We start from the raw sequence: 25,443 nt of genomic DNA on the forward strand, positions 1-25,443 counted from the left end.
GGGGCGCCCTTGTACTGGACGTACTTGGGCGAACCCGACAACGCAGCGAGGTGCGGTGCCAGGCGTCGTGGGCCAGGCGGGACTTTCAGAACACGGGCTAGCCGCGCGGTCGCGTACGCGCACGCGGATCCGCGTGGACAGAACGGCCGGCCCGGGGCGTCCCCCGGGCCGGCCGTCCTCTACGGGGTGACCGGGCTGCTGTCCCCTGCCGTCCGGTCACGCGAAGGAGCGAGGTCCCACGACGCGCGCACCACGAGGCGCACGTCTCATCGCTCCTGCGGAGCCACGCGTGGTGTTGCGGTTCCGCGGCTGGCTGACGCGGACAACCTCACCAACGAAGGGTCCCGGGGGCGGTCACGCTCCGGACGGGTGACGAACAGCCGTCACACCCGGCCCCGGCACAGCTCCAGCAGGGTCATCGCGAGGGCGGTGCCGGGCTTGCCCAGGGCATCGCTCCAATGGGACAGCACCTCCATCTCGCGGGACAGGTGCACCCGGCGCCCGCCGGAGGCGATCCGCGCGTCCTGGATGACCGTCGAGACGGCCATCCGCTCCTGGATCAGCCCGATGATGCGGTCGTCGATGGCGTCGATGCGGGTACGGGACTCGGCGATCAGCTGCTCGGGGGCGGTGGCGATCGTGGTCATGGTCTTCTCTCCTGTCGGGTGGGGCCCGCAGGTCCGGAGAACGCAGAGCGCCCCGGTCCTGTCGGACCGGGGCGCTCTGGGAAGTCAGCGGCTCAAGCGAGCATCACGATGACCCATGGCGACCGGACCGGCCGGTGCCATAGGTAAAGAGGAAGCTCAGCTGCTTGCGCACGGAAGGATTATGTCCCTCCCTCCCCGTGCGTGCCAAGCCGCTTCGGATGGTGAGACGAAGGGGCCCCGGTGTCCCCCGTTAGAATCGACAAAACAGCCACCTCTTCCGCCGGAAGGCCGCCCCGTGCCAGAAGCACCCTCCGCCGCCCACGACAGCGCCCCGGACACGGTTCTCGTCGTCGACTTCGGCGCCCAGTACGCCCAGCTCATCGCCCGCCGCGTCCGCGAGGCACGGGTCTACAGCGAGATCGTGCCGAGCTCGATGCCCGTCGACGAGATGCTGGCCAAGAACCCCAAGGCGATCATCCTCTCCGGCGGTCCGTCCTCCGTCTACGAGGAGGGTGCCCCGCAGCTCGACCGCGCCCTGTTCGAGGCCGGGATCCCCGTCTTCGGCATGTGCTACGGCTTCCAGCTGATGGCGACCACGCTCGGCGGCACCGTCGACAACACCGGCTCCCGCGAGTACGGCCGTACCCCGCTGCACGTCTCCAAGACCGGCTCCACCCTCTTCGAGGGCACCCCGGAGAACCAGTCGGTGTGGATGTCGCACGGCGACGCCTGCTCCGCCGCCCCCGAGGGCTTCACCGTCACCGCGTCGACGAACGTCGTCCCCGTGGCGGCCTTCGAGAACGACGAGAAGAAGCTGTACGGCGTGCAGTACCACCCCGAGGTGATGCACTCCACGCACGGTCAGCAGATCCTGGAGCACTTCCTCTACCGCGGCGCCGGCCTGGCCCCCACCTGGACCACCGGCAACATCGTCGAGGAGCAGGTCGCGGCCATCCGCGCGCAGGTCGGCGACAAGCGCGCCATCTGCGGCCTGTCCGGCGGCGTGGACTCCGCGGTCGCCGCGGCCCTCGTGCAGAAGGCCATCGGATCCCAGCTGACCTGCGTCTACGTCGACCACGGCCTGATGCGCAAGGGTGAGACCGAGCAGGTCGAGAAGGACTTCGTCGCCGCCACCGGCGTGCAGCTGAAGGTCGTCGACGCGCAGGAGCGCTTCCTGAACGCGCTCGCCGGCGTCTCCGACCCGGAGACCAAGCGGAAGATCATCGGCCGCGAGTTCATCCGCGTCTTCGAGCAGGCCCAGCTGGAGATCCTCCAGGAGGACGGCCCCGCGGTCGCCTTCCTCGTGCAGGGCACCCTCTACCCGGACGTCGTCGAGTCCGGCGGCGGCACCGGCACCGCGAACATCAAGTCGCACCACAACGTGGGCGGCCTCCCCGACGACATCGAGTTCGAGCTCGTCGAGCCGCTGCGCCAGCTGTTCAAGGACGAGGTCCGCATGGTCGGCCAGGAGCTCGGCCTGCCGGAGGAGATCGTCCAGCGCCAGCCCTTCCCCGGCCCCGGCCTCGGCATCCGCATCGTCGGCGAGGTCACCAAGGAGCGCCTGGACCTGCTGCGCGAGGCCGACGCCATCGCCCGCCACGAGCTCACCGCGGCCGGCCTGGACCGCGAGATCTGGCAGTGCCCGGTCGTCCTGCTCGCGGACGTCCGCAGCGTCGGCGTCCAGGGCGACGGCCGCACGTACGGCCATCCGATCGTGCTGCGCCCCGTCTCCTCCGAGGACGCGATGACCGCGGACTGGACGCGCATGCCGTACGAGGTCCTCGCCCGGATCTCCACCCGCATCACCAACGAGGTGCCCGAGGTGAACCGTGTGGTCCTGGACTGCACGAGCAAGCCCCCGGGCACCATCGAGTGGGAGTGAGGGGCCCCGCCCCGCACGACGGCGCCGTCGCTCAGCCAGGCTGAGCGGCGGCGCCGTCGCCGTTTCGCCGGTGCGCGGCTCTGTTCTCCTCGGGCGCGGGCCAGTACCTTGCGCCGACGACGGCGGAGACGGACCGGCGGCGCAGACGGACCGACGGAGGGCGGGCGATGTCCGAGGAGACGGCGACGCCGGGCACGCGGCCCGGCCCGGTGCCGGTGGACCGGCTGGCGTTCGAGATGCCGCCCGCGCACACCGACCCGGCCGCGGAGCGCGCGCACCGCAAGGAGCGCCTCGCGGGCACGCTGCGGCTGTTCGCGCGCCTGGGGTACGAGGACGGTGTCGCCGGGCACGTCACCGCGCGGGACCCGGAGTTCGACGACTGCTACTGGGTGAACCCCTTCGGCCGCGCCTTCGCCACCCTCGGTCCCGAGGACCTGCTGCTCGTCGACGGGGACGGGCGGGTCGTCCAGGGGGAGCGGCGGGTCAACCAGCTGGCCTTCGCCGTGCACGCCGCCGTGCACCGGGCGCGCCCCGAGGCGGTGGCCGTCGTCCGCGTGCAGGCCCCGTACGGCCGGGCCCTCGCGGCCCTGGGGGAACTCCTCGCCCCGATCACCCACGAGGCCTGTGCCTTCTACGAGGACCACGCGCTCCTCGACGAATACGCCGGCGCGGACGACGGCGCGCGGATCGGCCGCGCGCTCGGCCCGTACAAGGCGCTCGTCCTGCGCAACCGCGGGCTGCTGACCGTCGGCGGTTCGGTGGACGCGGCCGCCTGGTGGTTCGTCGCGGCGGAACGGGCGGCGCAGGTGCAGCTGATCGCGCGGGCCGCCGGGAAGCCGGTGCTCATCGACCACCGCAGCGCCGTCGCCACCCGCGAGCGGTTCGGCGGGGACCTCGCCGCCTGGGTGAGCTACCAGCCGCTGTGGCAGACGGTCGCGGACACGACGGTCGCGGACACGACGGCCGCGGACCTGGCGTCAACATCATGAACCGTTAATCACCTGCTCTGACATCGTGCGCAATCCGGAGCACTGCCGCAGTGGTGCACAATTCGCTGGCATTGCCCCGTAGTTCAGAGAGGCGGCACGCACGTGGCTGTCCAAGAGATGTCCCGCGGCACCCATACCACTGCCTGCGCCTGCGAAGAGTGCGCACGGGAAGGGCACCGCCGAGCGGTCGCCGCGTTCCTGGAGAAGCGCGAGGAGTTCGCCGCGGGCCAGGGCGTGCCGGCCGCCGTCGCACACTCCCTCGGCGCCTCCCGGCAGTGGGTCTCCGACGAGCTGGCCCTGTCGGCCCGCAACGTCGCCGACCGCGGCCGTGAGGCCGGCAACTCCTGGCTGTACGTGTTCTCCCGGCGGGCCGTCCTCGCCGTGTGGATCGCCGCCGGCGTCCTGCTGCTGGTCCAGGTGGCCGCCGCGCTCGGCACCGGCTGGTCCACGGCGCGCACCGCCGGGCTCCTCGCGGCGGTGCTGCTGGCCGGGCTGCTGACGGTCGCGGCCCGTGCCCAGTCGCTGCGCGGCGGGCTGCTGGCGCCGCTGGTCGGTGAGGACAACCGGCTGTCCACCTCGAAGACGGTGCCCAGCGCGTGGGTGGTGCTGACGTCGTTCGCGACGCTGCTGCCCGCGCTGCGGCTGGCCGCGTCGGCCCCCGGACCGGAGCGGCAGGCGCTGTACGCCGGCCTCGCCCTGGACCGGGCGCTGCCGCTGCTGTCGGTGGTCGTGCTGACCTCCGGGGTGGCGGTACTGGTGCGCCGGGTGGTCTGCGTACGGATCATGAGCCAGCGGCTGCAGAAGCTGCCGGCCGACCGGCCGCGCGGGGCGGACCTGCTCACGGACGACGCGGGCCGCGGGAGCTTCCCCGACGCGCAGTACGTGCTCGTCTCGACGGCCGTACTGGCCTATGCGGCGGCCTCGCTCGCCCGCTTCCCGGACCGGCTGCCGCAGCTGCCCTGGGCGCTGGCCCTGCTGATGGCCCTGTCGGCCGCGGTGTACCTGGCGGCGAAGTACGCGGAGGGCAGCCGCCCGCTCGTGCTGTCGGTGGTCCGCAGACGCGAGCCCGGGGACCTAGACGCCGCCGTCCGCCCCGGGGACGACATCGAGATCCGGGGCGTGGGCTTCGTGCCGCCCGGGGCGCAGACCCCGGAGATGCTCGCCCGGCTGGTGGTGCGGATCGGCGCGGTCCACGTGCACGTACCGCTGGTCCCGGTGCCGGGCGGTTTCACGAACCCCTCCGACACGGTGCTGACGGTGCCGGTCCCGGCGGAAGTGGAACCGGGGCGCACAGAGATCCAGGTGGTCACGGCTGCCGGAGTGGAATCCAACCGCTGCACCATCGACGTGGCCGAGTGATCGGGGTAGACATGTCGCGTGACCAGAACCGAAGCACCTCCCCGGACCGACGTACCGCGCGGGCTGCGTGACCAGGCTGCCCGGTACCACCTGCTGCCCCTGCGGCTGTTCCTCGGCGTGACCTTCGTCTACGCGGGTCTCGACAAGCTCTTCGATCCCGCGTTCCTCTCCGCCTCCGGCGACGGCTCCATCGGCGACCTGATGCGCGGGGTGCGCGACACCGCCGCGATCCCCGCCCTCGTGGACCTGTCCCTGCAGTCCCCGGTGGGTTTCGCCGTGTTCCTCGCCGTCGCCGAGATCCTCGTGGGCCTCGGCACCCTGGTCGGCCTGCTGTCGCGGATCGCGGCGGCCGGCGGGGCCCTGATCTCGCTCAGCCTGTGGCTCACGGTCTCCTGGGCGGTGTCCCCGTACTACTACGGCAACGACCTGATCTACCTGCTGGCCTGGACCCCCCTGATCCTCGCCGGTGCGCCCTACCTGTCGCTGGACTCGGAGATCCGCTCGCGCCGGTCCCGGCGCACGGCATAGGTGACCAGCCCGACCAGTGCGGCCAGCGTCAGCCCGCCCGCGGTCATCGGGACGACCGCGTACCAGGGCATGTCGGCCGCCCCGGTGGCCTCGACCAGGTAGAGCACGCCCGCCAGCATCAGGACCAGCCCTGCGATCAGCCGTCCCGGCTGGAACTCATGACGCCGCACGGGCCACCTCCACCTGTCCGATTCCCGCACTGAGGTCCAGCTCGATCGTCCCGCCGGCCTCGGTGCCGGCGGCCGGCGCGAGGGTCGCCGTCCGGTTCTGCTGCCCGGGCCCGGCCCGCTCGATGCGGCCCGCGTAGTCGCCCGGCAGCTGGATGTCGCCGAGGCGCCGGACGGTGACGTCCGCCCGGGCGGTGACCTCCCGGGGGAGGAGCACCTTGAGGCGGCCCGCGTCGATGGAGGCACTCACGGCCACGGTGGTGCCCCTGGGCACGTCCAGGCGGCTCAGGTCCAAGGTGGCCAGCCCGGTGCCCGCCTCGTACACGGGCCGTACGTCGGCCACCGCGGCCGGCCGCCACTCGACCTCCCGCCAGTCGGTGCCGATCTCGCGCGGCAGCGCCGCGGCGCCCGCCAGCAGGACGGAGGTGAACAGGGCCAGCACGACCGTGCCGAAGCCGGTCCGGCCCAGCAGGGAGCTGACCGCGAGGCCGAGACCGAAGACGACCAGGGCGGCGGCGAGCCCGGTCTGCAGGGCCGCGCCCAGCGGGCCGCCCTCCCATTCCGCCGCGGTACCGACGGCGCCGGCCAGCAACGCCAGCACGAACACCCGGCCGCCGATGCCGCCGCGACCCGCGCGCCGGGCGGCCGCAGGCGGCCGTACGGCCGCGTCCGCGGCGCCGACCGCGCCGACCGCGCCGGACTCCGCCGGGCCGGCGGAGTCGTCGGGGCCCCACAGGTATCCCGTCGAGCCGACGGGGCCGGTGGTGCCGTCCTTGACCAGCGGGTCCCGCCACCAGGACGGGGCACCGGGGGCGGGCGGCGCCTTCGTCTCCGGCGGGGCCGCCGGGGAGTGCGCGGCGCGCGGGGCGGTCCCGCCCGGGGCGGGCGCCTCCGTCTCGGGGGCGGCGGCCTGCCGCCGCCGCTGCGACCAGTAGGAGGCCGCGCCGAGTGCCAGGACGACCAGGACCGAGAACACCGCCAGCGCGCCGTTGTCCAGCATCGACAGGAACAGCGCGCAGCCCACCAGGGCGGCGAACACCGCCGCCAGCGTCGCTCCCTCGACCCGGCCCGTCAGCAGCTTCTTCACCTCGCTGTCCTCCTCGCCCTCCTGCGGCAGCAGCAGCCACGCGAAGCCGTAGAAGATGAGGCCGACGCCCCCGGTGACCGCGAGGACGCCGAGGACGATGCGGAAGACCACCGGGTCCAGGCCGAAGTACCGGCCCAGGCCGCCGCACACGCCGGCGAGGACCTTGTCGCGCTTGCTGCGGCGCAGGGGCGGCCGCAACTCCGGCGGCCGCGTCTCTGGCGCCCGGGGCGCCCCGGGGTCCGCCGCCGGGGCATCGTGTACGTCGGTCATGCGTCCATGGTGACGGTCGGCGGGGGCTCCCGGAATCCGGCCCGACCCTGGCCCGACCCTGATATCCGCCGGGCAGAAGTGGGGGGATGCCCTGATGCCCGGCTCCGGCCCGCCGTGTGACCCTTGGTGACATGCCCGTAGCCGCCGCCTCCCGCCCCCCGCACGCCCCGGACGCCGACGACCCGCCGCAGCGCAGGCTCTACCGCAGCGCCGACGGCCGGATGCTCGGCGGTGTCGCGCGCGGTCTGGCCGGGCACCTCGGGCTGCCCGTGGGCTGGGTACGCCTCGCGTTCCTCCTCCTGTTCATGTGGGGCGACGGACTGGGCGTGCTGCTGTACGCGGCGTTCTGGGTCTTCGTACCGCTCGGCGTCGGCGGCCGCGCCGGGCACCGCTCCTTCTTCGAGACCCTCCCCGACGGCAGCCGCCGCCTGCGTAAACCCGACCGCGGGCAGATCACGGCACTGATCGCCCTGTTCATCGGCGCGGGCATCTTCATCTCCAAGGTCCAGCTCGGCGGCGAGTCCGGCCGCTACGTCTGGCCGACGCTGCTGGTCGGGGCCGGTGTGGTCCTCGTGTGGCGGCAGGCCGACAATGCCCGCCGCGCCCACTGGACCACCGCCGCGGGGCGGCACGGGCGGCTCTTCCAGGCCGCCCGCGCGCTCGCCGGGGTCGCCCTGGTCGGCGTGGGCCTCACCGTCTTCATCGTCGTACGGGGCTCCGCGGCGCAGCTCGGCAACGTCCTCACCGCCACCCTCGCCGTCCTCGTCGGCGTCGCCCTGCTCGCCGGCCCCTGGCTGATCCGGATGACCCAGGACCTCTCCGAGGAGCGGCTGATGCGCATCCGCGCGCAGGAGCGCGCCGAGGTCGCCGCCCACGTGCACGACTCGGTGCTGCACACCCTCACCCTGATCCAGCGCAACGCGGAGGACGTGGGCGAGGTCCGCCGGCTCGCGCGGGCCCAGGAACGCGAACTGCGCAACTGGCTCTACAGGCCCGAGGGCACCGGCAAGGACGAGGCCGAGGAGCCCGCCACCCTGGCCGAGGCCGTGAAGAAGACCGCGGCGGAGGTGGAGGACCACCACGGCGTGCCCATCGAGGTCGTCGTCGTCGGCGACTGCCCGCTCGACGAGAAGCTGGGCGCGCAGATCCAGGCCGCGCGCGAGGCGATGGTCAACGCCGCCAAGTACGGTGGCGAGGGCGGGCCGGTGCAGGTGTACGCGGAGGTGGAGGGGCAGACGGTGTTCGTGTCCGTACGGGACCGCGGGCCGGGCTTCGACATCGACGCGGTACCCGACGACCGCATGGGCGTACGAGAATCGATCATCGGCCGGATGCAGCGCAACGGCGGGACCGCGCGACTGCGGTCCGCGCCCGACGGCGGCACGGAAGTCGAGCTGGAGATGGAGAGGGCGGCGAACACGGCATGACCGAGGCCGGAGAGAACGCAGGCGTGGCGGAGACCAGGAGGGTCCGGGTGGTGCTCGTCGACGACCACAGGATGTTCCGCACGGGCGTGCAGGCCGAGATCGGCGAGACCGGCCGGACCGGTGTGGAGGTCGTCGGCGAGGCCGCGGACGTCGACCAGGCCGTCACCGTCATCACGGCCACCCGGCCCGAGGTGGTCCTCCTCGACGTGCACCTGCCCGGCGGCGGCGGCGTCGAGGTGCTGCGGCGCTGCGCCCCGCTGATGGCGGCCGCCGAGAACCCGGTGCGGTTCCTGGCGCTGTCGGTCTCCGATGCGGCCGAGGACGTCATCGGCGTGATCCGCGGCGGTGCGCGCGGCTACGTCACCAAGACCATCACCGGCGCCGACCTGGTGGACTCGGTCTTCCGCGTGCAGGACGGGGACGCGGTGTTCTCACCGCGGCTGGCGGGCTTCGTGCTCGACGCGTTCGCCTCGACGGACGCGCCGCCGGTGGACGAGGACCTGGACCGGCTCACGCAGCGCGAGCGCGAGGTGCTGCGGCTGATCGCGCGCGGCTACGCGTACAAGGAGATCGCCAAGCAGCTCTTCATCTCGGTGAAGACCGTGGAGTCGCACGTCTCGGCGGTCCTGCGCAAGCTGCAGCTCTCCAACCGGCACGAGCTGACCCGCTGGGCGACGGCCCGCCGCCTGGTGTGACGCCGGACGGCGTCCGGTCTGCGGTGTGACCCACACCGCAGACCGGACGGGCAACCGGCGCTGCGCCGGCCGCACTCTAGGCTGGCGTGATGAGCTTGACCGGTACATCCTTCTTCGTGTCGGTGATCGCACTGACCGTGATCGCCGTCATCCTTCCCCTGGCCCTGTGGAGCAAGGTGCGCGGCCCTGCCGTCGTACGCGCCGCCCTGCGCACCCTGATGGTGGTGTTCGCCCAGGTCACAGCCGTCGTCGTGGTGTTCGTGGCCGTCAACCGGGCCGAGCACTTCTACAACTCGTGGGGCGATCTGCTCGGTACCGGCACGTATGTCACCGCCGCCCCCGACCTCGGTCCGGACGGCCTCGGCGGCAAGAAGGTGGAAGAGGCCCCGAAGGTCAAGCAGGCCTTTCAGCCGGTCGAGGGCCTCGGTGGCCGCGTCCGGAAGACCGAGCTCGACGGCAAGATCTCCGGCGTCAGGGGCGACGTCCTGGTGTGGCTGCCGCCGCAGTACGACGACCCGGCCTTCAAGGACAGGAAGTTCCCGGTCGTCGAGCTGATCCCGGGCATCCCGGGAACGGGGAAGTCCTGGTTCCAGGGGCTCAAGGTGCACGAGGTGCTGGAGCCGCTGATGAAGAGCGGCAAGGTGCAGCCGTTCATCCTCGTCTCGCCGCGCGCCATGCTCGTGGGCAACGGCGACACCGGCTGCGCCAACCTCCCCGGCAAGGTCAACGCGGACAGCTGGTTCAGCGTCGACGTCCGCAAGATGGTCGTCGACAACTTCCGGGCTTCGGACGAGGCCCGCACCTGGGGCGTGGCCGGCTACTCGGCCGGCGCCTACTGCGCCGCCAAGCTGGCGATCGCCCACCCCGACCGCTACAGCGCCGCCGTCTCCCTGTCCGGCTACAACGACCCCGGCCAGGAACCCTCCTCGCTGGTCGCCCAGGACCCGCAGCTGCGCGTCGCGCACAACCTGAAGAACGTGCTCAAGGCCCAGCCGGCGCCGCCGGCGGTCTCGCTGTGGATGTCGGGGGCCGAGCACGACGGCTACCTGTCCGGGCTGGACCTCAAGGCGCTCGCGCAGCAGCCGACCGTCGTGCACGCGGAGAAGGTCACCGGCGGTCACAACCTCGACTCGTGGTCCAAGCAGCTGCCGCAGACCTTCGGCTGGCTGAGCGGCGTGGTCAAGGCCCCTTAGCGGTCGCGGCCCCCTTAGCGGCCAGGGCCCCGTGGAGGGCGGCAGCCGGTCGGCCGATGCGCCCGGTACCCGCCGGACGGGGCCGGGGATCAGGCCGGGCGGGAGGCGCCGGCCCAGGGCATCGAGTCGATCGGCGCGAGCCGGACCGTCGATCCCGGGCGCGGGGCGTGGATCATCTGGCCGTTGCCGACGTAGAGCCCGACGTGGGTGATCCCGGAGTAGAAGAACACCAGGTCGCCGGGGGCCAGCTGGTCGCGGGACACGCGCCGGCCGGCGTTGATCTGGGTGTAGGTCGTGCGGGGCAGCGAGACCCCGGCCGAGCGCCAGGCCGCCTGGGTCAGGCCCGAGCAGTCGAAGGAGCCGGGCCCCGTCGCGCCCCAGACGTAGGGCTTGCCGATCGCCCCGTACGCGAAGGCCACGGCGCGGGCCGCCCGGGAGCCGTCGGCGGGCGGCGGGGGCGCGGCGGTGCCGGGGCCGGCGGCCGCGGCACCGGAGGGCGCGGCGCCGGACGACTGGGCCTCGTAGGCGGCGCGCTCCTCGGCCGTCAGCCTGTCCAGCAGCCGCTTGGCGGCGGCGAGCTTCTTCTCCGCCTCGGCCTTGTGGGCGTCGAGTTCGTCCCGCCGGGAACGGAGGTCGGTGAGCCGCCCGGAGGCCTGCTCCCGCAGCTTCGCGAGCTCGTCCAGCTTGCGGCGCACCGTGGTGATCCCGGCGGCGTTGCGGTGGCCGGCGCGGGAGATGAAGGAGGCCTGGGTGAGGTACTCCTGCGGGTCGTCCGCGAGGGCGAGCTGTGCGGCGGTGCCCAGGGAGCCGCTGCGGTACTGGGAGGCGGCGAGCGACCCGAGCGCGCTGCGGGCGGTGTTGAGCTGGTCGGTCTTGCGGGCGGCCTCGTCACGCAGCCCGGTCAGTGCCCGTTCGGCCTCGTCGGCCTGCTCCTTCGCCCCGTTGTACCGCTCGGTCGCCGCCTCGGCCTCTTCGTAGAGCCGGTCCACCTCGGTCTTGACCTCGGTGGGGGTGGGCCGGGGGGCCGCCTGGGAGGTGCCTTCGAAGGCGGTGGCGGTGGCAGCGCCCGCGAGGGCGATGGTGGCGGCGGCCCGAACCGAGCCGCCGGAGAGCGGGCGCTGCCTGGGCTTTCGATGACTGGCCACGAGGGCCTCACGTCCTTCCTCTGCCGGTGCTTGGAGGAGGACGCTAGACCCCGGGGTAACGGGCGGATGACGTGATGACTGCAAGTGCCCCGATGCGACCGGAGCGGGCCCGCACAGGACCGGAGTGGATCGTTCCGGTGTGGGTCAGTGCCAGAGAAGGGCGATGAAGATGTTGATCACGGTCAGTCCGCCGACCGTGGCGAACAGCGGCTTGTCCACGTGCTCCTCGTCCCGCTTGACGTAGACGAGGGCGAGGATCACGAAGAGGAGGGCGAGCTTCACGCCGACCTTGACGTTGTTGACGGGCGTGCCGTCCATCTCGTTGAAGCCGACGAGGAGCACACCGGTGACGAGCATGGTGAGCGCGCCGTGCAGCATGGCGGGCGTGAAGCGGGCGGTGCCCGCGCTCATCGCCTTCATCTGGGTCAGGAAGCCGCCGAGGAGGGCCGCGATCCCGATGATGTGCAGGCCGACGAAGACACTGATGAGTACGTCCATGGCAGTCGAGCGTACGGGTGCGTACGGACGGAGCGGGAAGCGGGTCGGTGTCCGTACGAGAACTGCGTACAGTGGAGGGCATGCCCGCCGCCGACGACCCGATCCACCCCGCCGTCGACCGCATCGAGCTCGTCGACGTGCTGGCGGCGCTCGGGCACCCCGTCCGGCTGGAGATCGTCCGCAGGCTCGCCTCCGGCGAGGAGGCCTGCTGCGGCGAGGTCGTGCCCGACCTGCCCCGGTCGAGCGTCACCCACCACCTCAGGACGCTGCGCGAGAGCGGGGTCGTCCGCCGGCGACCCCAGGGCCGCAGGCTCTACCTCGCGCTGCGCCGCGACGACCTGGAGCTCCGCTTCCCCGGTCTGCTGGAACTCGTGCTGGCCTGTCGGTCCCGCCCCCTAGACTCGGAATGCGATGAGCAGCCTCTTTGACGACAGCTTCCTGGCGGACCTCACCCCCTCCGACGAGGTCCCGCCGCCGCCCGAGGAGCACCCCGCCCCGGAGGCGGGCGCGGACGACCTCTTCGGCGGGCACTTCGACGTGCCCATGACCGCGGACGCGTACTACCGGGACGGCGCCCCCAAGCCCGTCATCGACCCGGCGACGCTCCTCGACGGCCTGAACGAGCAGCAGGCCGCGGCCGTGGTGCACGCGGGCTCCCCGCTGCTCATCGTGGCCGGCGCCGGCTCCGGCAAGACCAGGGTGCTCACGCACCGCATCGGCCACCTGCTGGCCGCCCGGAACGTCCACCCGGGCCAGATCCTGGCGATCACCTTCACCAACAAGGCCGCCGGCGAGATGAAGGAGCGCGTCGAGGGCCTCGTCGGTCCGCGCGCGAACGCCATGTGGGTCTCCACCTTCCACAGCGCGTGCGTACGCATACTGCGCCGCGAGTCCAAGCGGCTCGGATTCACGTCCTCGTTCTCGATCTACGACGCGGCCGACTCGAAGCGGCTGATGGCGCTCGTGTGCCGGGACCTCGACCTGGACCCCAAGAAGTTCCCGCCGAAGGCCTTCAGCGCCAAGATCTCGAACCTGAAGAACGAGCTGATCGACGAGGAGGCCTTCGCCGACCAGGCGGCAGGGGCCACCTCCGGGACGGAGTCCGGGGGAGGGTTCGAGAAGACGCTCGCCCAGGCGTACGCGATGTACCAGGCGCGGCTGCGCGAGGCCAACGCCCTCGACTTCGACGACATCATCATGACCACGGTGCACCTGCTCCAGGCCTTCCCGGACGTCGCCGAGCACTACCGGCGCCGCTTCCGGCACGTCCTGGTCGACGAGTACCAGGACACCAACCACGCGCAGTACACGCTCGTGCGCGAGCTGGTCGGCACCGGCTACCCGGACCTGCCCCCGGCGGAGCTGTGCGTGGTGGGTGACGCCGACCAGTCGATCTACGCCTTCCGCGGCGCGACGATCCGCAACATCCTCCAGTTCGAGGAGGACTACAAGGACGCGACGACGATCCTGCTGGAGCAGAACTACCGCTCCACGCAGACCATCCTCTCCGCCGCCAACGCCGTCATCGAGCGCAACGAGAACCGCCGCGCCAAGAACCTGTGGACCGAGGCCGGCACCGGCGCGGTCATCACCGGCTACGTCGCGGACACCGAGCACGACGAGGCGCAGTTCGTCGCCGACGAGATCGACCGGCTCACCGACGCCGGCGAGGCCAGGGCCGGCGACGTCGCGATCTTCTACCGGACCAACGCCCAGTCCCGCGTGTTCGAGGAGATCTTCATCCGGGTCGGACTGCCGTACAAGGTGGTCGGCGGCGTCCGCTTCTACGAGCGCAAGGAGGTCCGCGACGTCCTCGCGTACCTGCGCGTCCTCGCGAACCCGGAGGACAACGTCCCGCTGCGCCGCATCCTGAACGTCCCCAAGCGCGGCATCGGCGAGCGGGCCGAGGCGATGATCGACGCACTCGCGCTGCGCGAGAAGATCACCTTCCCGCAGGCGCTGCGGCGCGTCGACGAGGCCTTCGGCATGGCGGCCCGCTCCACCAACGCGGTCAAGCGGTTCAACGCGCTGATGGAGGAGCTCCGCACGATCGTCGACTCGGGCGCCGGCCCGGCAGTGGTGCTGGAGGCGGTCCTGGAGCGCACCGGCTACCTCGCCGAACTCCAGGCGTCGACCGACCCGCAGGACGAGACGCGGATCGAGAACCTCCAGGAACTGGCCGCCGTGGCGCTGGAGTTCGAGCAGGCGCGGGAGGCCGCGGCCGCCGAGGCGCCGGAGGGCGCGGCGCCCGTCGGCCCCGGCACGCTCGCCGAGTTCCTGGAGCAGGTCGCCCTCGTCGCCGACTCCGACCAGATCCCCGACGAGGACGAGGACGGCTCCGGCGTCATCACCCTCATGACCCTGCACACCGCCAAGGGCCTGGAGTTCCCGGTGGTCTTCCTGACGGGCATGGAGGACGGGGTCTTCCCGCACATGCGCGCACTGGGCCAGACCAAGGAACTGGAGGAGGAACGCCGCCTCGCCTACGTCGGCATCACGCGGGCGCGCGAGCGGCTGTACCTGACCCGGTCCAGCATGCGCAGCGCGTGGGGCACCCCCTCGTACAACCCGCCGTCGCGGTTCCTGGAGGAGATCCCGGACCAGTACCTGCAGTGGAAGCGTACGGGGGCGGCCCAGAAGCCGGCCGGCCCGATGCGCAGTTCGGGCTACGGATCGGGCTCGGGCGGCGGGCGGTCGTCCTTCGGCACCTCGCCCGAGGCCTTCCTGTCCTCGTCGCGCACGAAGTCGGGCCCGTCCGGTTTCGCGACGCGCCGGGCCGCGGACAAGCCCGTCATCGCGCTGGCGGTCGGGGACCGGGTCACGCACGACCAGTTCGGGCTCGGCACCGTGATGGAGGTCAAGGGAGCGGGCGCGGACGCGCAGGCCACCATCGACTTCGGCGACGACAAGCCGAAGCGGCTGCTGCTGCGCTACGCGCCGGTGCAGAAGCTCTGAGGGCGGGCCGTACCGGCCCGCACACGCAAGTGCCCGGCAGCGAGAACGCTGCCGGGCACCCGTGGAGTCCTTCAGACCGGACCGGGGCGACTACCTCGGGTCCAGGCCCTTGCTGCGCAGCCACGCCAGGGGGTCGATCGCGGAGCCGCCGCCGGGCCGGACCTCGAAGTGCAGGTGCGGGCCGGTGGAGTTGCCGGAGTTGCCCGAGTAGGCGATGACGTCGCCCGCCTTGACCTTGCCGCCGCGGATCTTGGTGGAGCTGAGGTGGCAGTACCAGGTCTCGGTGCCGTCGGGCGCGGTCACGATGGCCATGTTCCCGTACGCGCTGTTGTACTGCGTGCGCACGGTGCCGTCGGTGGCCGCCATGACCGGGGTCCCGTAGGACACCGGGAAGTCGATACCGGTGTGCACCGACATCCACATGCCGCCGGACTGGCCGAAGCTGGCGCTGAGGCCGTGCTGCGCGACCGGGACCGCGAACTTGGGACGGGCGGCCTCCTTGGCCGCGGCCTCCTCGGCCTTCTTCTTCTTTTCCTCTTCCTGGCGTTCGCGCAGGTCGATGCGCTCCTGCGTGCGGCTCGCGCGGTCGGCGAAGTCGCCCGCGTCGGCGCTGAGCGCGGCCAGTTGGGTGTCGAGCTTGGTGTTCGCCGCGACCGGCTTCACCGAGGCCGGGTCGGGCGCGGCCATCGTGGTGGTGTCCTCAGCGGACTTGTCGGTACCGGTGAGCCCGCCCACGGAGGCGGCCGCGACACCGGCGACGCCCATCACACAGGCGGAGGGAACGGCGACGGTCAGCAGGGCGGAACGCTTCGCCGGGGTGCGCCGTCGGCCCCCGGCCGCCTTGGCGCCCGACGCCTTGGCGCCGCCCTTGGTGTTCCCCTTGGCCGCGGCCCGGCGGGCGGAGCGCGGAGTGGAGGTCACCGGCATGGCCTGGGTGGGCATGTCGTGGACGCCGTGCAGTTCGTGGACCTCGGGCAGTTCGTACGCCTCGGTGGACTCGAACGTTTCTGCGGCTGCGGGGGCCTCGTCGGAGAGCACCTCGAAGACGGCGGTCTCGCTGTACGCGACGGCCGCGGGGTCGGTCCCGGTCCCGATCCCGGTTCCGGTCTCGGCGTCGGTCGCGGTGGCCTGCGCCTCGTGGGTGTAGTCGGCGGCTGCGAGGCGGGTCGTGCCGTACGCGTAGTCCTGCTGCGCGGGCTGGTAGTCGTACGCGTATTCGGCCTCGGGCTGTGCCGGGGTCTGCGTGACGGTGTTCCACGCGGTCGCGTCGTAGGCGCCGGTCTCGGTACCGGTGGTGCCGAAGCCGGGCATCGCCCAGTGGCCGGTCTGCTCGGCGGAGGTGTCGTAGCCGAAGGAGGCCATCGGGTAGGCGGCGTAGCCGGAGTGCTCGGTGCCCGTCCCCGACGCGCTCCAGGCGCTCGCGTCCCAGCTCCCGGTGGTGTCCTCGGGGGCGGACTGCGAGGGGACCGTGGACAGGTAGGGGTCCTGCGAGGTCCACGCGGTGGTGTCGTACGCGCCGGTCTCGTAGGAGCCGTAGGCGGCGTAGTTGACCCCCTGGCCCTGCGTTTCGTAGGAAACATAGGGTGAGTCACCAGCGAAAGCGGTGGTGGAAAGGCCGTCATACCCGGCATCCGGGTACTGGCCCGACGAGGGGCGGTCGTTCACCAACTTCTCTTTCGCCTCGGCAGCTGGGGGCCTGGGTGGCCGGGAACTCGACGTTCACCGGAGGAGAGCAGTGGCGTGACTGTACCCGGCGGTTACTCGCAACGACAATCTTCGCCGGGTCCTCAGATCAGCGGAACCGGGCATTCGGCCGCCTTTCGGTCGCCGAAAGACGCAGCCTTGGCCTTGAGTTCGAAATGTGTTCGACTGTCGGTCGTCGGAAGGTCAGGCGACGGAGGCGGTGTCCGGGCCCGTCACCAGGGCCGGAGCGGGGCCGTCGAGGGCGCGCCCGACCGCCGCGATGACCGCCGGATGCGCCGGCAGCGCGAGATGACCGATACCCGTGACCTGCACGTTTTCCACACACAGGTCCGGGTGTTCGATCCGGGCGCTCCCGACCGGGGTCATGAGCGTGTCGAACTCGCTCCAGAACGCCACGCAGCGCGTGGCGCAGCCCGGCGAGGGCGCCGCCAGCTCGGCCAGCACCTCGGAGCCCGGGCGCATCTGCCGCACCAGGGGATGCGCGTCCAGGAAGGGGGCGACCCGCGTGCCGGAATGCGGGGTGCCGAGCGTGACCAGGGTGCGTACGCGCGTGTCGCCGCCGAGACGCTGGACGTAGTACCGGCCGACCAGGCCGCCCAGGCTGTGCCCGACGATGTCCACCCGATCCTGCCCGGTGCGCTCGCACAGCTCCTCGACGCGCCGGGCGAGATGGCCGGCGATGACCCGCAGGTCGAGGGCGAGGGGCGAGTAGTTGTACGCCTCCACGTGCCGCAGGCCGCCGACGCCGAGGGCGCGGCGCAGCAGAACGAAAACGGACCGGTTGTCGGTGAAACCGTGGAGGAGCAGGACGGGCGGGCGTGTCGTGGCGGGGACGCGGACGATTTTCTCCTGGCACACCCCGGTGGGGTACAGCAGGAGGTGCCCGCCGAGCACCACGACCTCCAGTGCGCCGGCCCGCAGCGCGGCACCGGAGAAGGGGACGGGGACGGATACGGGTAAGGACAGACCCATCGACGGCCTCCAGTGGTCCTCCGGGGACGGCGGCCGCCGCGCCACCGTGCCGTGCGGCTGGCGGCACGGTGGCGCAATGCCGTCCCACGTGTGATTTCCCCCTCGTGCTTGACCGCGAAACGGCGGCGTGCGCGATGCTGTACTTAACGTTCGTTCACTCGGGAGGCAGTGCGATGGGTGTGACCGGTCCGATCCGTGTGGTGGTGGCCAAGCCGGGTCTCGACGGCCACGACCGCGGGGCCAAGGTGATCGCGCGGGCGCTGCGGGATGCGGGTATGGAGGTCATCTACACCGGTCTCCACCAGACCCCCGAGCAGATCGTGGACACCGCGATCCAGGAGGACGCCGACGCGATCGGCCTGTCGATCCTCTCCGGCGCCCACAACACGCTCTTCGCGCGCGTGCTGGAGCTCCTGAAGGAGCGCGACGCGGAGGACATCAAGGTCTTCGGCGGCGGCATCATCCCCGAGGACGACATCGCCCCCCTCAAGGAGAAGGGCGTGGCGGAGATCTTCACCCCGGGCGCGACGACGACGTCCATCGTGGAGTGGGTCAACGCCCACGTCCGCCAGTAGCCCCGGGCGGCCCGCCGGCCACCCCGCCCCGCGGCGGCCGAGCGGGCCCGCGGCTCCGGGCTGCGCCCGATAGGCCACCCCCGCCCCTCGGGGAGACGAACCGGAACCCCGGCCGGCCGCGGAGGACCGGCCGAGTGCCGGGCGCGCCCGGCTGCGGCCGATGGCGCTGGTCCTCCCGTGAGGGACCGGGCCGGATCGAGCCTCGACGGCTCCGCCGCGGGAGCAGGAAAGGCCGACGCAGCCACGGCGAGCCAGACCGGCGGGGCTCCCGCAGCGCCGTCCCGCAGGGGACCGTGCCGAGACCGCCGCGCGAGCGCCCGGTCCGGCAGGCCTGGCCCGGTCCGGCAGGCCTGGCACGGTCCGGCAGGCCCGGCCCGGCAGGCCCGGCCCGGCAGGCCCGGCCCGGCAGGCCCGGCCCGGCAGGCCCGGCCCGGCAGGCCCGGCCCAGCACGGCAGGCCCGGCACGGTCCGGCAGGCCCAGCCCGGCAGGCCCGGCCCTGCTCTGCCTGCCCTGCCCTGCCGGCGTGCGGCCCGGATCTGGCTCCGGCCGACGGCGACGGCTCGGGCCCTGGTGTCGGCCGGGCTTCCCGCAGGGTCAGGAGGGGGTGAGTTCCGACAGCATCGCCGCGCGGAGGCGGAGGGTGGCGACCAGGCGCTGGAAGGCTTCCGCCCAGTACGCCGCAGCGCCCGGGGACGCGTCCGGCGGGTCCTCGGCGGACGCGGTCAGGGCCTCCAGTCGGCCCGCCTCGGCAGGGTCGAGGCAGCGCTCGGCCAGGCCCATCACCCCGCTGAAGCTCCACGGGTAGCTGCCCGCCTCCCGGGCGGTGTCGAGGGCGTCCACCACGGCCCGGCCCAGCGCGCCCGCCCACGGCACCACGCACACCCCGAGCAGCTGGAAGGCCTCGGACAGCCCGTGGGCCCGGACGAACTGCGCCACCCACTCGGCGCGTTCCCCGTCGGGGAGGGTCTCCAGCAGTCTGGCCCGCTCCGCGAGGGAGGCCGTGCCCGGGCCCGCCGCCGGCGGCGCCGAGGCGGGGCCGAGCAGGGCCCGCGACCACTCCGGGTCCCGCTGGCGGACCGCTGCCCGGCACCACGCCGCGTGCAGTTCCTCCGCCCAGCCCTCGGCCGAGGCCACCGGCAGCGCCACGATCTCCGCCGGGCCGAGCCCCCCGAACCGCTCCCGCCAACAGGACAACGGTGCCGCTTCGACCAGTTGGCCGAGCCACCACGCCCGCTCCCCGCGTCCGGCGGGCGGCCGCTTGACCACCCCGTCGCGGAGCATCCCCGCATCGCACTCGGCCGGTGGCGTCACCCCCTCCGGACCCACACAGGCCAGTGCGCGCCCGGCCATCCGGCCCGCCAGGGCCGACTGCGGCAGTGCCGACAGCAGTTCGGCCGCGGTCGTACGGACGTTGCGGCTGCGGTCGCCCAGCGCCGCCTCCAGGAAGGACTCGTCCTCCAGGGACAGTCCCACCCGCAGGGAGTCGAGGAACATCAGCCGGTCCTCGGCCCGTTCGCCCGCCCAGGTCGTCGCCAGCAGCCTCGGCGCCGCCGCCGGCTCGTGGGCCCGCACGGCGCCCAGCAGGGCCACCCGCTCCGCGAACAGCCCTTCCTCCCACAGTCGTTCCACCGCGGACGGGTCGGTCACGTCCGGCAGTTCCCCGCCGCCCGCCCCGCCCCGCAGGGCGAACCGCCAGTCCGGATTCATCCGCGCCAGCCACAGCCCCCGCGCCCCGGCCAGGGCCAGGGCCTGCGGGCGCAGGTCCGTACGGGCCCGGGCGGCGTCCAGCAGCGCCGGTACGAGCGCGGCGGGTGCGCGGTAGCCGTGCCGTCCGGCCGCGGCCAGCCACTGTGGGAGCAGCTCCGTCAGATCCGGGGCCGAGCCGCGGCGCCCGCTGCCGCTCCCGCTGCCGGCGCCGGTACGGCCCGCCAGCAGTTGCGCGAGCCGGCGCACCGCCGCCTCCGGCGGTGCCGGCCGGGGGTCGCGGGGCGCGGGCTCGGGCCGCGGCCGCGCCGCCGCCGGCCGCAACCCCGCGCGGCGGCGGACGGTGTGCACGGCCGCCGCGTCCAGCAGCGCCCCGGGCGCACCTGCCGGGCCCCCGCCCCGGCGCCGGTCGGTGCCCAGCAGCGCGGCACCGACCAGCTCCTGCCACTCCCCGTACCCCTCGTCACCCTCGCCCATCGGTGCCCCTCCCTCGCTGCTCGTCCTCGGCTGTGTCCGGTGCCCCGGTCCCGCCCCCTCCACGGGACCGGGGCTGTCGATGTCCCCTGCGGGTCCGCTCAACTGGCGTGGTTGTCGTTCATGAAAGCCCCCCGGCTTCTCGTCGTTCCTCGTGCGGCGCCCCCCGGCGCCGCACCTCTCCCGGCCGTCCTCGTACGACGGCACAGGACCCCCCAGGCCCCCTGCGATGTGGTGCTCCGGTCCCGCCCCGCTCAGGACAGGGCGACCGGCTCGGACGAGCCCGGCTGCCATGCCGTCAGCGGGGTGAACCCGCGGTGGCCGCATTCGCCGAAGACCGTCACCGGGCCCCCGCCCGACAACGCGGCCAGCTGCCACAGCCCCCCGCGGGAGCGGCTGCCCGCCCCGGTGAGGGGCACCGGCAGGGCGGAGGTGCCCTCCGCGTCCGCCAGCTGCCAGCCGAGCTCTCCCGGTATCGGGATCACCGGACCGAGCACCACCGGCCAGGACTCCAGCCACGGGTCCTCCCGCAGCGCGGCCCCGTAGGCCTCCAGAGCCGCCTGCGTGCTCACCCCGGCCGGAACCTCCGTGCACGGCGCGGCCGCCGCGGACCTCTCCCCGAGATCCGCCCGCAGCCCCGCCGACCCGGGCCGGAAGCGCAGCTCCGCCTCCAGCACCAGCCCCACCGGCAGCGCCAGCCCCGGCGGCCGCCCGGGCGGCCCGAAGTCCAGCACCAGCGCGGGCCGTCCCCCCAGCAGCCCGCGCAGCCATATCCGGCGGGTGGTGAGCCGGCCGTCCGGCGACACCGAGTCGTACTGGGCGAGCACCAGCCAGCGGTCCCGTACGGCTTCCCCCTCCCCGGAGGCCGGCAGTCCCACCCGGCTGCGGACGGTCGCCGCCAACTGGTCCGGAAGTCCCGTCACCCCCATCCAGGCCCGGTCCAGCAGGTGCAGCAGCGCCGCCTCCTCCAGCATCCGGGCGGGCCAGCCGGGACCGCAACTGGGTATCGTCCCCAACTCCCTTACCCGCCCGGCCAGTCCGGGCGCCTGGGCGTCCACCATCCGCGCCGCGGTCTCCTCCCACGCCGCGTAACCGGCGCGCTCCTGGCCCGCGAGGCCGCCGCGCACGAGGTCCGCCAGCCGCCGCTCCAGCTCGGTGACGCCCGCCCCCACGCGCGCCGCCCGCCGATCGGCCCGGCGCCGGGCCCCCTCCTCGTCCACCGGACCGGCCGCCGGACGCGCGGCCCTGGCCGCCCGGTCCGCCAGCCACTGCGCGGCCCAGTCCGGCGCCTCCCCGGGCTCGCCGACCCCCTCGGCGGACCAGAGCAGGAGCAGCCCCAGCGCGTGCTTGCACGGGAACTTCCGGCTCGGGCAGGAGCACTTGTAGGCCGGTCCCGTCAGGTCGACGACCGTCCGGTACGGATTGCTGCCGCTGCCCTTGCACAACCCCCACACAGAACCGGAAGCGGAACCTCCGATCTGCGACCATGGCCCCGCCCCGCCGAGTCTGCCGCCCGCCTTGCGTGAAGCGTCGTCAGGAGCCAGAGCCAGTACCTGTTCCGCCGTCCAGCGGACCCCCTGCTCAGTCATGGCAACCACCGTAGAGACCCCCTCTGACAATCGCTCTGACCTGCAACGACGTGGAGAGGGAAGGGTGTTGTCAGTGGCGTGGTGCACCTTTGGAACAGCAGTCGGGAGCGGCTGCCGAGCACTGGAGGGGGACCATGAGCAAGCCCGAGAACGGCATCGGCGCCGAGGCGCTGCGACCGCACGCCGAAGACGCCTTCGCGCACGAACTGAAAGCCCTGGCGGCCGCCGACGACAGGCCCCGCCCGACCTGCTGGAAGCTCTCCCCGTGGGCCGTCGCCACCTACCTGCTCGGCGGCACGCTCGAGGACGGCACGGTGATCACGCCCAAGTACGTGGGACCGCGCCGCATCGTCGAGGTCGCGGTCACCACCCTGGCCACCGACCGCGCCCTGCTCCTGCTCGGCGTTCCCGGCACCGCCAAGACCTGGGTGTCCGAGCACCTCGCGGCCGCCGTCAGCGGCGACTCCACCCTCCTCGTCCAGGGCACCGCCGGCACCCCGGAGGAGGCCATCCGCTACGGCTGGAACTACGCGCGGCTCCTCGCCCACGGCCCCAGCCGCGAGGCCCTCGTACCCAGCCCCGTCATGCGGGCCATGGCCGACGGAATGACCGCCCGCGTCGAGGAACTGACCCGCATCCCCGCCGACGTCCAGGACACCCTCATCACCGTCCTGTCCGAGAAGACCCTGCCGATACCGGAGCTCGGCGAGGAGGTCCAGGCCGTGCGCGGCTTCAACCTCATCGCCACCGCCAACGACCGCGACCGCGGAGTCAACGAACTCTCCAGCGCACTGCGCCGCCGCTTCAACACCGTCGTCCTCCCGCTGCCCGCCACCGCGGACGCCGAGGTCGACATCGTGGCCCGCCGTGTCGACCAGATGGGCCGCGCCCTCGACCTGCCCGCCGTGCCCGAAGGACTGCAGGAGATCCGCCGCGTCGTCACCGTCTTCCGGGAGCTGCGCGACGGGGTCACCGACGACGGCCGGACGAAGGTGAAGTCGCCCAGCGGCACCCTCTCCACCGCCGAGGCCATCTCCGTCGTCACGGGCGGCCTCGCCCTGGCCGCCCACTTCGGGGACGGCGTCCTGCGCCCCTCCGACGTGGCCGCGGGGATCCTCGGAGCCGTCGTCCGCGACCCGGCCGCCGACACGGTGGTCTGGCAGGAGTACCTGGAGACCGTGGTCCGCGAGCGGGACGGCTGGAAGGACTTCTACCGGGCCTGCCGGGAGGTGACGGCATGAGCACCGCCCGGCAGGGCCCGCTGCTCCTCGGCGTGCGCCACCACGGGCCCGGATCGGCCCGCGCGGTCCGCGCCGCCCTGGACGCGGCCCGCCCGGCGGCCGTGCTGGTCGAGGGGCCGCCCGAGGGGGACGCGCTGCTCGCACTCGCCGCCGACCCCGGCATGCGGCCGCCCGTGGCGCTGCTCGCGCACGCCGCGGACGACCCCGGCCGGGCCGCGTTCTGGCCGCTCGCCGGCTTCTCCCCGGAGTGGGTGGCGATCCGCTGGGCCCAACAGGCGGGCGTACCGGTCCGGTTCATGGACCTGCCCGCCGCGCACGCGCTGGCCACCACCGGGGAGTCGGACGACGCCGAGCCCGACGCCGTCCGGCCGGACCCCCTCGCGGTGCTCGCCGAGACCGCCGGGTACGACGATCCCGAGCGCTGGTGGGAGGACGTGGTCGAGCACCGCGGCACTCGCGGCGCGGGCGAGGAGGCGCTCGGCGCGTTCGAGGCCCTCGGGGAGGCCATGGAGGCCCTGCGCGAGGCGTACGGCGACGGCGGTCACCGCCGCGACCTGGTGCGCGAGGCGTACATGCGCCAGCGGATGCGCGCCGCCCGCCGGGAGTTCGGCGACGGGTACGCCGTGGTGTGCGGGGCCTGGCACGTCCCGGCACTGCGGACGAGGACCACCATCGCCGCGGACAAGGCGCTGCTGACCGGTCTGCCCAAGGTCAAGGTGGAGACCACCTGGGTGCCGTGGACCCACCGCCGGCTCGCCCGCGCCGGCGGCTACGGCGCGGGGATCACCTCGCCCGGCTGGTACGCACACCTCTTCGCGGCCCGGGACCGGCCCGTCGAGCGGTGGCTGACCAAGGTCGCCGGCCTGCTGCGCGAGGAGGACCGGCAGGTCTCCTCGGCCCACGTCATCGAGGCGGTCCGGCTGGCCGAGACCCTGGCCGCGATGCGGGGAAGGCCGCTGCCCGGCCTGACGGAGACCCTGGAAGCGGTCCGGGCGGTGATGTGCGACGGCTCCGACGTCCCGCTCGCGCTCGTCGAGGACCGCCTCGTCGTCGGCGACGTGCTCGGCGAGGTCCCGGACGCGGCACCCGTCGTACCGCTCCAGCGGGACCTGACACGGCAGCAGCGGTCCCTGCGGCTCAAGGCGGAGGCACAGGAACGCGAGCTCGAACTCGACCTGCGCAAGGACACCGACGCGGCCAAGTCCCTGCTGCTGCACCGGCTGCGGCTGCTCGGCATCGGCTGGGGCACCCCGACCGCCTCCCGCGGCAGCACCGGCACCTTCCGCGAGACCTGGCGGCTGCGCTGGCAGCCGGAACTGTCCGTACGGGTCGCCGAGGCGGGGATCTGGGGCACCACCGTCCTCGCGGCCGCCACCGCCAGGGCGGAGGCCGACGCCGCGGCCGCCGGGGAACTGGGCGGGGTGACGGCGCTCGCCGAGCAGTGCCTCCTGGCCGGACTGTCCGAGGCACTGCCGGCCGTACTGCGGGCTCTCGCGGAGCGCGCCGCGCTGGACACGGACGTCGCCCGGCTCGCGAAGGCACTCCCGGCGCTGGCCCGTTCACTGCGGTACGGCGACGTACGGGGCACCGACGCCACGGCGCTCGGCGCGGTCGCGGCCGGGCTCGCCGAGCGGATATGCGTCGCGCTGCCCCCGGCCTGCGCGGCCGGCCTGGACGCCGACGCGGCGGCGGAGCTGCGCGGCCACATCGACGGGGTGCACACGGCGGTGGGCCTGCTGGCCGACGACGACGCCGCCGACGCCGACGACGGGCTGCGGGGGCGCTGGTCCGAGGTGCTGCGGAAGCTGACGGACCGGGACACCGTGCCGGGCGTCATCCGGGGCAGGGCGGCCCGGCTGCTCCTCGACGACGGGCGGCTGGAGGCCGAGGAAACGGCCCGGCTGATGGGGCTCGCGCTGTCCCCGGCCGCGCCGCCCGCCGATGCGGCGGGCTGGATCGAGGGCTTCGCGGGGGGCAGTTCGGGCGGCGGCACCCTGCTGGTCCACGACGACCGGCTGCTGGGGCTGATCGACACCTGGCTGGTGGGGGTGCCCGAACGGGCCTTCACCGATGTGCTGCCCCTGCTGAGGCGGACGTTCGGGGCCTACGAGCCGGGGGTCAGGCGGACCCTGGGCGAGCTGGTCCGGCGCGGCCCCGGTGGCCCGGCGGCGGCGCAGTCGGCGGGGGACGCCCCCGAGGGCTTCGCCCCCGAGCTGGACCGGGAGCGGGCGGACGCGGTGACGGAGCTGGTCCGGATGCTGCTCGCGTCTCCCGACGCGGTCACGGCCGCCTGAGGGCACGGAGCCGAAGCGCGGGGCGACGAGCACATCGAAGAGCGACG

General features: G+C 73.7%; 21 protein-coding genes. 12 read left to right on the top strand and 9 right to left on the bottom strand.

All coding sequences use genetic code 11. The annotated features are described in order from the left end of the window. Positions 1-383: 383 nt before the first annotated feature. On the bottom strand, positions 384-647 hold the full coding sequence (locus ACIPXC_RS25255; RefSeq protein ID WP_037919013.1) for a chorismate mutase: 264 nt from the start codon (positions 645-647) through the stop codon (positions 384-386). A gap of 295 nt (positions 648-942) precedes the next feature. On the opposite strand from ACIPXC_RS25255, the gene guaA reads away from it, so the two are divergent. The 4 genes from guaA (at position 943) to ACIPXC_RS25275 (ending at position 5,405) form a co-directional block, all read left to right on the top strand. Further along, a complete protein-coding gene (gene guaA, locus ACIPXC_RS25260) occupies positions 943-2,529 on the top strand; it encodes a glutamine-hydrolyzing GMP synthase (protein ID WP_401622419.1) in 1,587 nt (528 codons plus the stop codon). Between the two features lie 167 nt (positions 2,530-2,696). Further along, complete coding sequence (locus tag ACIPXC_RS25265) at positions 2,697-3,518, top strand: class II aldolase/adducin family protein (protein ID WP_401622422.1); 822 nt, start codon at positions 2,697-2,699, stop codon at positions 3,516-3,518. Between the two features lie 102 nt (positions 3,519-3,620). Then, positions 3,621-4,877 carry a hypothetical protein gene (locus ACIPXC_RS25270; RefSeq protein ID WP_401622425.1) on the top strand — a complete coding sequence of 419 codons (1,257 nt, stop codon included), beginning with the start codon at positions 3,621-3,623 and terminating at the stop codon, positions 4,875-4,877. An 18-nt stretch (positions 4,878-4,895) separates the two neighbouring features. After that, the gene (locus tag ACIPXC_RS25275) at positions 4,896-5,405 is read left to right on the top strand and encodes a DoxX family protein (protein WP_401622428.1); all 510 of its coding nucleotides are present in this window, start codon (positions 4,896-4,898) and stop codon (positions 5,403-5,405) included. Here the strand turns inward: ACIPXC_RS25275 and ACIPXC_RS25280 are convergent. Continuing rightward, positions 5,351-5,575, bottom strand: a complete 225-nt coding sequence (locus ACIPXC_RS25280) for a hypothetical protein (RefSeq protein WP_401622430.1) — start codon at positions 5,573-5,575, stop codon at positions 5,351-5,353. The genes ACIPXC_RS25275 and ACIPXC_RS25280 overlap by 55 nt on opposite strands. Continuing rightward, positions 5,562-6,929: a PspC domain-containing protein gene (locus ACIPXC_RS25285; RefSeq protein WP_401622433.1), complete on the bottom strand. Its 1,368-nt coding sequence runs from the start codon at positions 6,927-6,929 to the stop codon at positions 5,562-5,564. Before ACIPXC_RS25285 ends, ACIPXC_RS25280 begins: the two co-directional genes overlap by 14 nt. Positions 6,930-7,060: 131 nt before the next feature. Here ACIPXC_RS25285 and ACIPXC_RS25290 point away from each other — a divergent pair, with 131 nt between their 5' ends. From ACIPXC_RS25290 to ACIPXC_RS25300, 3 genes are all read left to right on the top strand, one after another. Further along, positions 7,061-8,356 carry a PspC domain-containing protein gene (locus ACIPXC_RS25290; RefSeq protein WP_401622436.1) on the top strand — a complete coding sequence of 432 codons (1,296 nt, stop codon included), beginning with the start codon at positions 7,061-7,063 and terminating at the stop codon, positions 8,354-8,356. Next, positions 8,353-9,051 carry a LuxR C-terminal-related transcriptional regulator gene (locus ACIPXC_RS25295; RefSeq protein WP_401622438.1) on the top strand — a complete coding sequence of 233 codons (699 nt, stop codon included), beginning with the start codon at positions 8,353-8,355 and terminating at the stop codon, positions 9,049-9,051. The genes ACIPXC_RS25290 and ACIPXC_RS25295 overlap by 4 nt, the downstream gene beginning before the upstream one ends. An 89-nt stretch (positions 9,052-9,140) precedes the next feature. Continuing rightward, positions 9,141-10,244: an alpha/beta hydrolase gene (locus ACIPXC_RS25300; protein ID WP_401622440.1), complete on the top strand. Its 1,104-nt coding sequence runs from the start codon at positions 9,141-9,143 to the stop codon at positions 10,242-10,244. 89 nt (positions 10,245-10,333) lie between these two features. Here the strand turns inward: ACIPXC_RS25300 and ACIPXC_RS25305 are convergent, their stop codons facing one another. Together ACIPXC_RS25305 and ACIPXC_RS25310 are read right to left on the bottom strand one after the other, a co-directional pair. Next, positions 10,334-11,389, bottom strand: a complete 1,056-nt coding sequence (locus ACIPXC_RS25305) for an NlpC/P60 family protein (RefSeq protein WP_401622442.1) — start codon at positions 11,387-11,389, stop codon at positions 10,334-10,336. 144 nt (positions 11,390-11,533) lie between these two features. Further along, positions 11,534-11,887 carry a hypothetical protein gene (locus tag ACIPXC_RS25310; RefSeq protein WP_401622445.1) on the bottom strand — a complete coding sequence of 118 codons (354 nt, stop codon included), beginning with the start codon at positions 11,885-11,887 and terminating at the stop codon, positions 11,534-11,536. An 80-nt stretch (positions 11,888-11,967) separates the two neighbouring features. Between ACIPXC_RS25310 and ACIPXC_RS25315 the strand changes: the two genes are divergently transcribed. Together ACIPXC_RS25315 and pcrA are read left to right on the top strand one after the other, a co-directional pair. Then, the gene (locus ACIPXC_RS25315) at positions 11,968-12,315 is read left to right on the top strand and encodes an ArsR/SmtB family transcription factor (protein ID WP_401622448.1); all 348 of its coding nucleotides are present in this window, start codon (positions 11,968-11,970) and stop codon (positions 12,313-12,315) included. Beyond that, positions 12,299-14,842, top strand: a complete 2,544-nt coding sequence (gene pcrA / locus ACIPXC_RS25320; protein WP_401622451.1) for a DNA helicase PcrA — start codon at positions 12,299-12,301, stop codon at positions 14,840-14,842. The genes ACIPXC_RS25315 and pcrA overlap by 17 nt, the downstream gene beginning before the upstream one ends. Positions 14,843-14,932: 90 nt before the next feature. Here the strand turns inward: pcrA and ACIPXC_RS25325 are convergent, their stop codons facing one another. Then, a complete protein-coding gene (locus ACIPXC_RS25325; protein ID WP_401622454.1) occupies positions 14,933-16,507 on the bottom strand; it encodes a M23 family metallopeptidase in 1,575 nt (524 codons plus the stop codon). Between the two features lie 222 nt (positions 16,508-16,729). Continuing rightward, positions 16,730-17,518 carry an esterase/lipase family protein gene (locus tag ACIPXC_RS25330; RefSeq protein ID WP_401622457.1) on the bottom strand — a complete coding sequence of 263 codons (789 nt, stop codon included), beginning with the start codon at positions 17,516-17,518 and terminating at the stop codon, positions 16,730-16,732. A gap of 173 nt (positions 17,519-17,691) precedes the next feature. Here ACIPXC_RS25330 and ACIPXC_RS25335 point away from each other — a divergent pair, with 173 nt between their 5' ends. Beyond that, a complete protein-coding gene (locus ACIPXC_RS25335) occupies positions 17,692-18,093 on the top strand; it encodes a cobalamin B12-binding domain-containing protein (protein ID WP_030961008.1) in 402 nt (133 codons plus the stop codon). A gap of 595 nt (positions 18,094-18,688) precedes the next feature. Here ACIPXC_RS25335 and ACIPXC_RS25340 read toward each other — a convergent pair. Further along, on the bottom strand, positions 18,689-20,356 hold the full coding sequence (locus ACIPXC_RS25340; RefSeq protein WP_401622626.1) for a DUF5691 domain-containing protein: 1,668 nt from the start codon (positions 20,354-20,356) through the stop codon (positions 18,689-18,691). Positions 20,357-20,526: 170 nt separating this feature from the next. Then, positions 20,527-21,861 carry an SWIM zinc finger family protein gene (locus tag ACIPXC_RS25345; RefSeq protein ID WP_401622461.1) on the bottom strand — a complete coding sequence of 445 codons (1,335 nt, stop codon included), beginning with the start codon at positions 21,859-21,861 and terminating at the stop codon, positions 20,527-20,529. Between the two features lie 134 nt (positions 21,862-21,995). Between ACIPXC_RS25345 and ACIPXC_RS25350 the strand changes: the two genes are divergently transcribed. Both ACIPXC_RS25350 and ACIPXC_RS25355 read left to right on the top strand, forming a co-directional pair. Further along, the gene (locus ACIPXC_RS25350; protein ID WP_401622464.1) at positions 21,996-23,102 is read left to right on the top strand and encodes an AAA family ATPase; all 1,107 of its coding nucleotides are present in this window, start codon (positions 21,996-21,998) and stop codon (positions 23,100-23,102) included. After that, positions 23,099-25,396, top strand: a complete 2,298-nt coding sequence (locus ACIPXC_RS25355; protein WP_401622467.1) for a DUF5682 family protein — start codon at positions 23,099-23,101, stop codon at positions 25,394-25,396. The genes ACIPXC_RS25350 and ACIPXC_RS25355 overlap by 4 nt, the downstream gene beginning before the upstream one ends. Positions 25,397-25,443 lie beyond the last annotated feature (47 nt).

Origin of the sequence: Streptomyces sp. NPDC090021, assembly GCF_044748225.1 — a bacterium.
GTDB lineage: Bacteria > Actinomycetota > Actinomycetes > Streptomycetales > Streptomycetaceae > Streptomyces.

Coding starts and splice junctions, on each gene's coding strand:
- ACIPXC_RS25335 (WP_030961008.1), top strand. CDS start 17,692: ATGGGTGTGACCGGTCCGATCCGTGTGGTGGTGGCCAAGCCGGGTCTC.
- ACIPXC_RS25300 (WP_401622440.1), top strand. CDS start 9,141: ATGAGCTTGACCGGTACATCCTTCTTCGTGTCGGTGATCGCACTGACC.
- ACIPXC_RS25295 (WP_401622438.1), top strand. CDS start 8,353: ATGACCGAGGCCGGAGAGAACGCAGGCGTGGCGGAGACCAGGAGGGTC.
- ACIPXC_RS25285 (WP_401622433.1), bottom strand. CDS start 6,929: ATGACCGACGTACACGATGCCCCGGCGGCGGACCCCGGGGCGCCCCGG.
- ACIPXC_RS25345 (WP_401622461.1), bottom strand. CDS start 21,861: ATGACTGAGCAGGGGGTCCGCTGGACGGCGGAACAGGTACTGGCTCTG.
- ACIPXC_RS25315 (WP_401622448.1), top strand. CDS start 11,968: ATGCCCGCCGCCGACGACCCGATCCACCCCGCCGTCGACCGCATCGAG.
- ACIPXC_RS25330 (WP_401622457.1), bottom strand. CDS start 17,518: ATGGGTCTGTCCTTACCCGTATCCGTCCCCGTCCCCTTCTCCGGTGCC.
- ACIPXC_RS25255 (WP_037919013.1), bottom strand. CDS start 647: ATGACCACGATCGCCACCGCCCCCGAGCAGCTGATCGCCGAGTCCCGT.
- ACIPXC_RS25290 (WP_401622436.1), top strand. CDS start 7,061: ATGCCCGTAGCCGCCGCCTCCCGCCCCCCGCACGCCCCGGACGCCGAC.
- ACIPXC_RS25355 (WP_401622467.1), top strand. CDS start 23,099: ATGAGCACCGCCCGGCAGGGCCCGCTGCTCCTCGGCGTGCGCCACCAC.
- ACIPXC_RS25350 (WP_401622464.1), top strand. CDS start 21,996: ATGAGCAAGCCCGAGAACGGCATCGGCGCCGAGGCGCTGCGACCGCAC.
- pcrA (WP_401622451.1), top strand. CDS start 12,299: ATGAGCAGCCTCTTTGACGACAGCTTCCTGGCGGACCTCACCCCCTCC.
- ACIPXC_RS25310 (WP_401622445.1), bottom strand. CDS start 11,887: ATGGACGTACTCATCAGTGTCTTCGTCGGCCTGCACATCATCGGGATC.
- ACIPXC_RS25265 (WP_401622422.1), top strand. CDS start 2,697: ATGTCCGAGGAGACGGCGACGCCGGGCACGCGGCCCGGCCCGGTGCCG.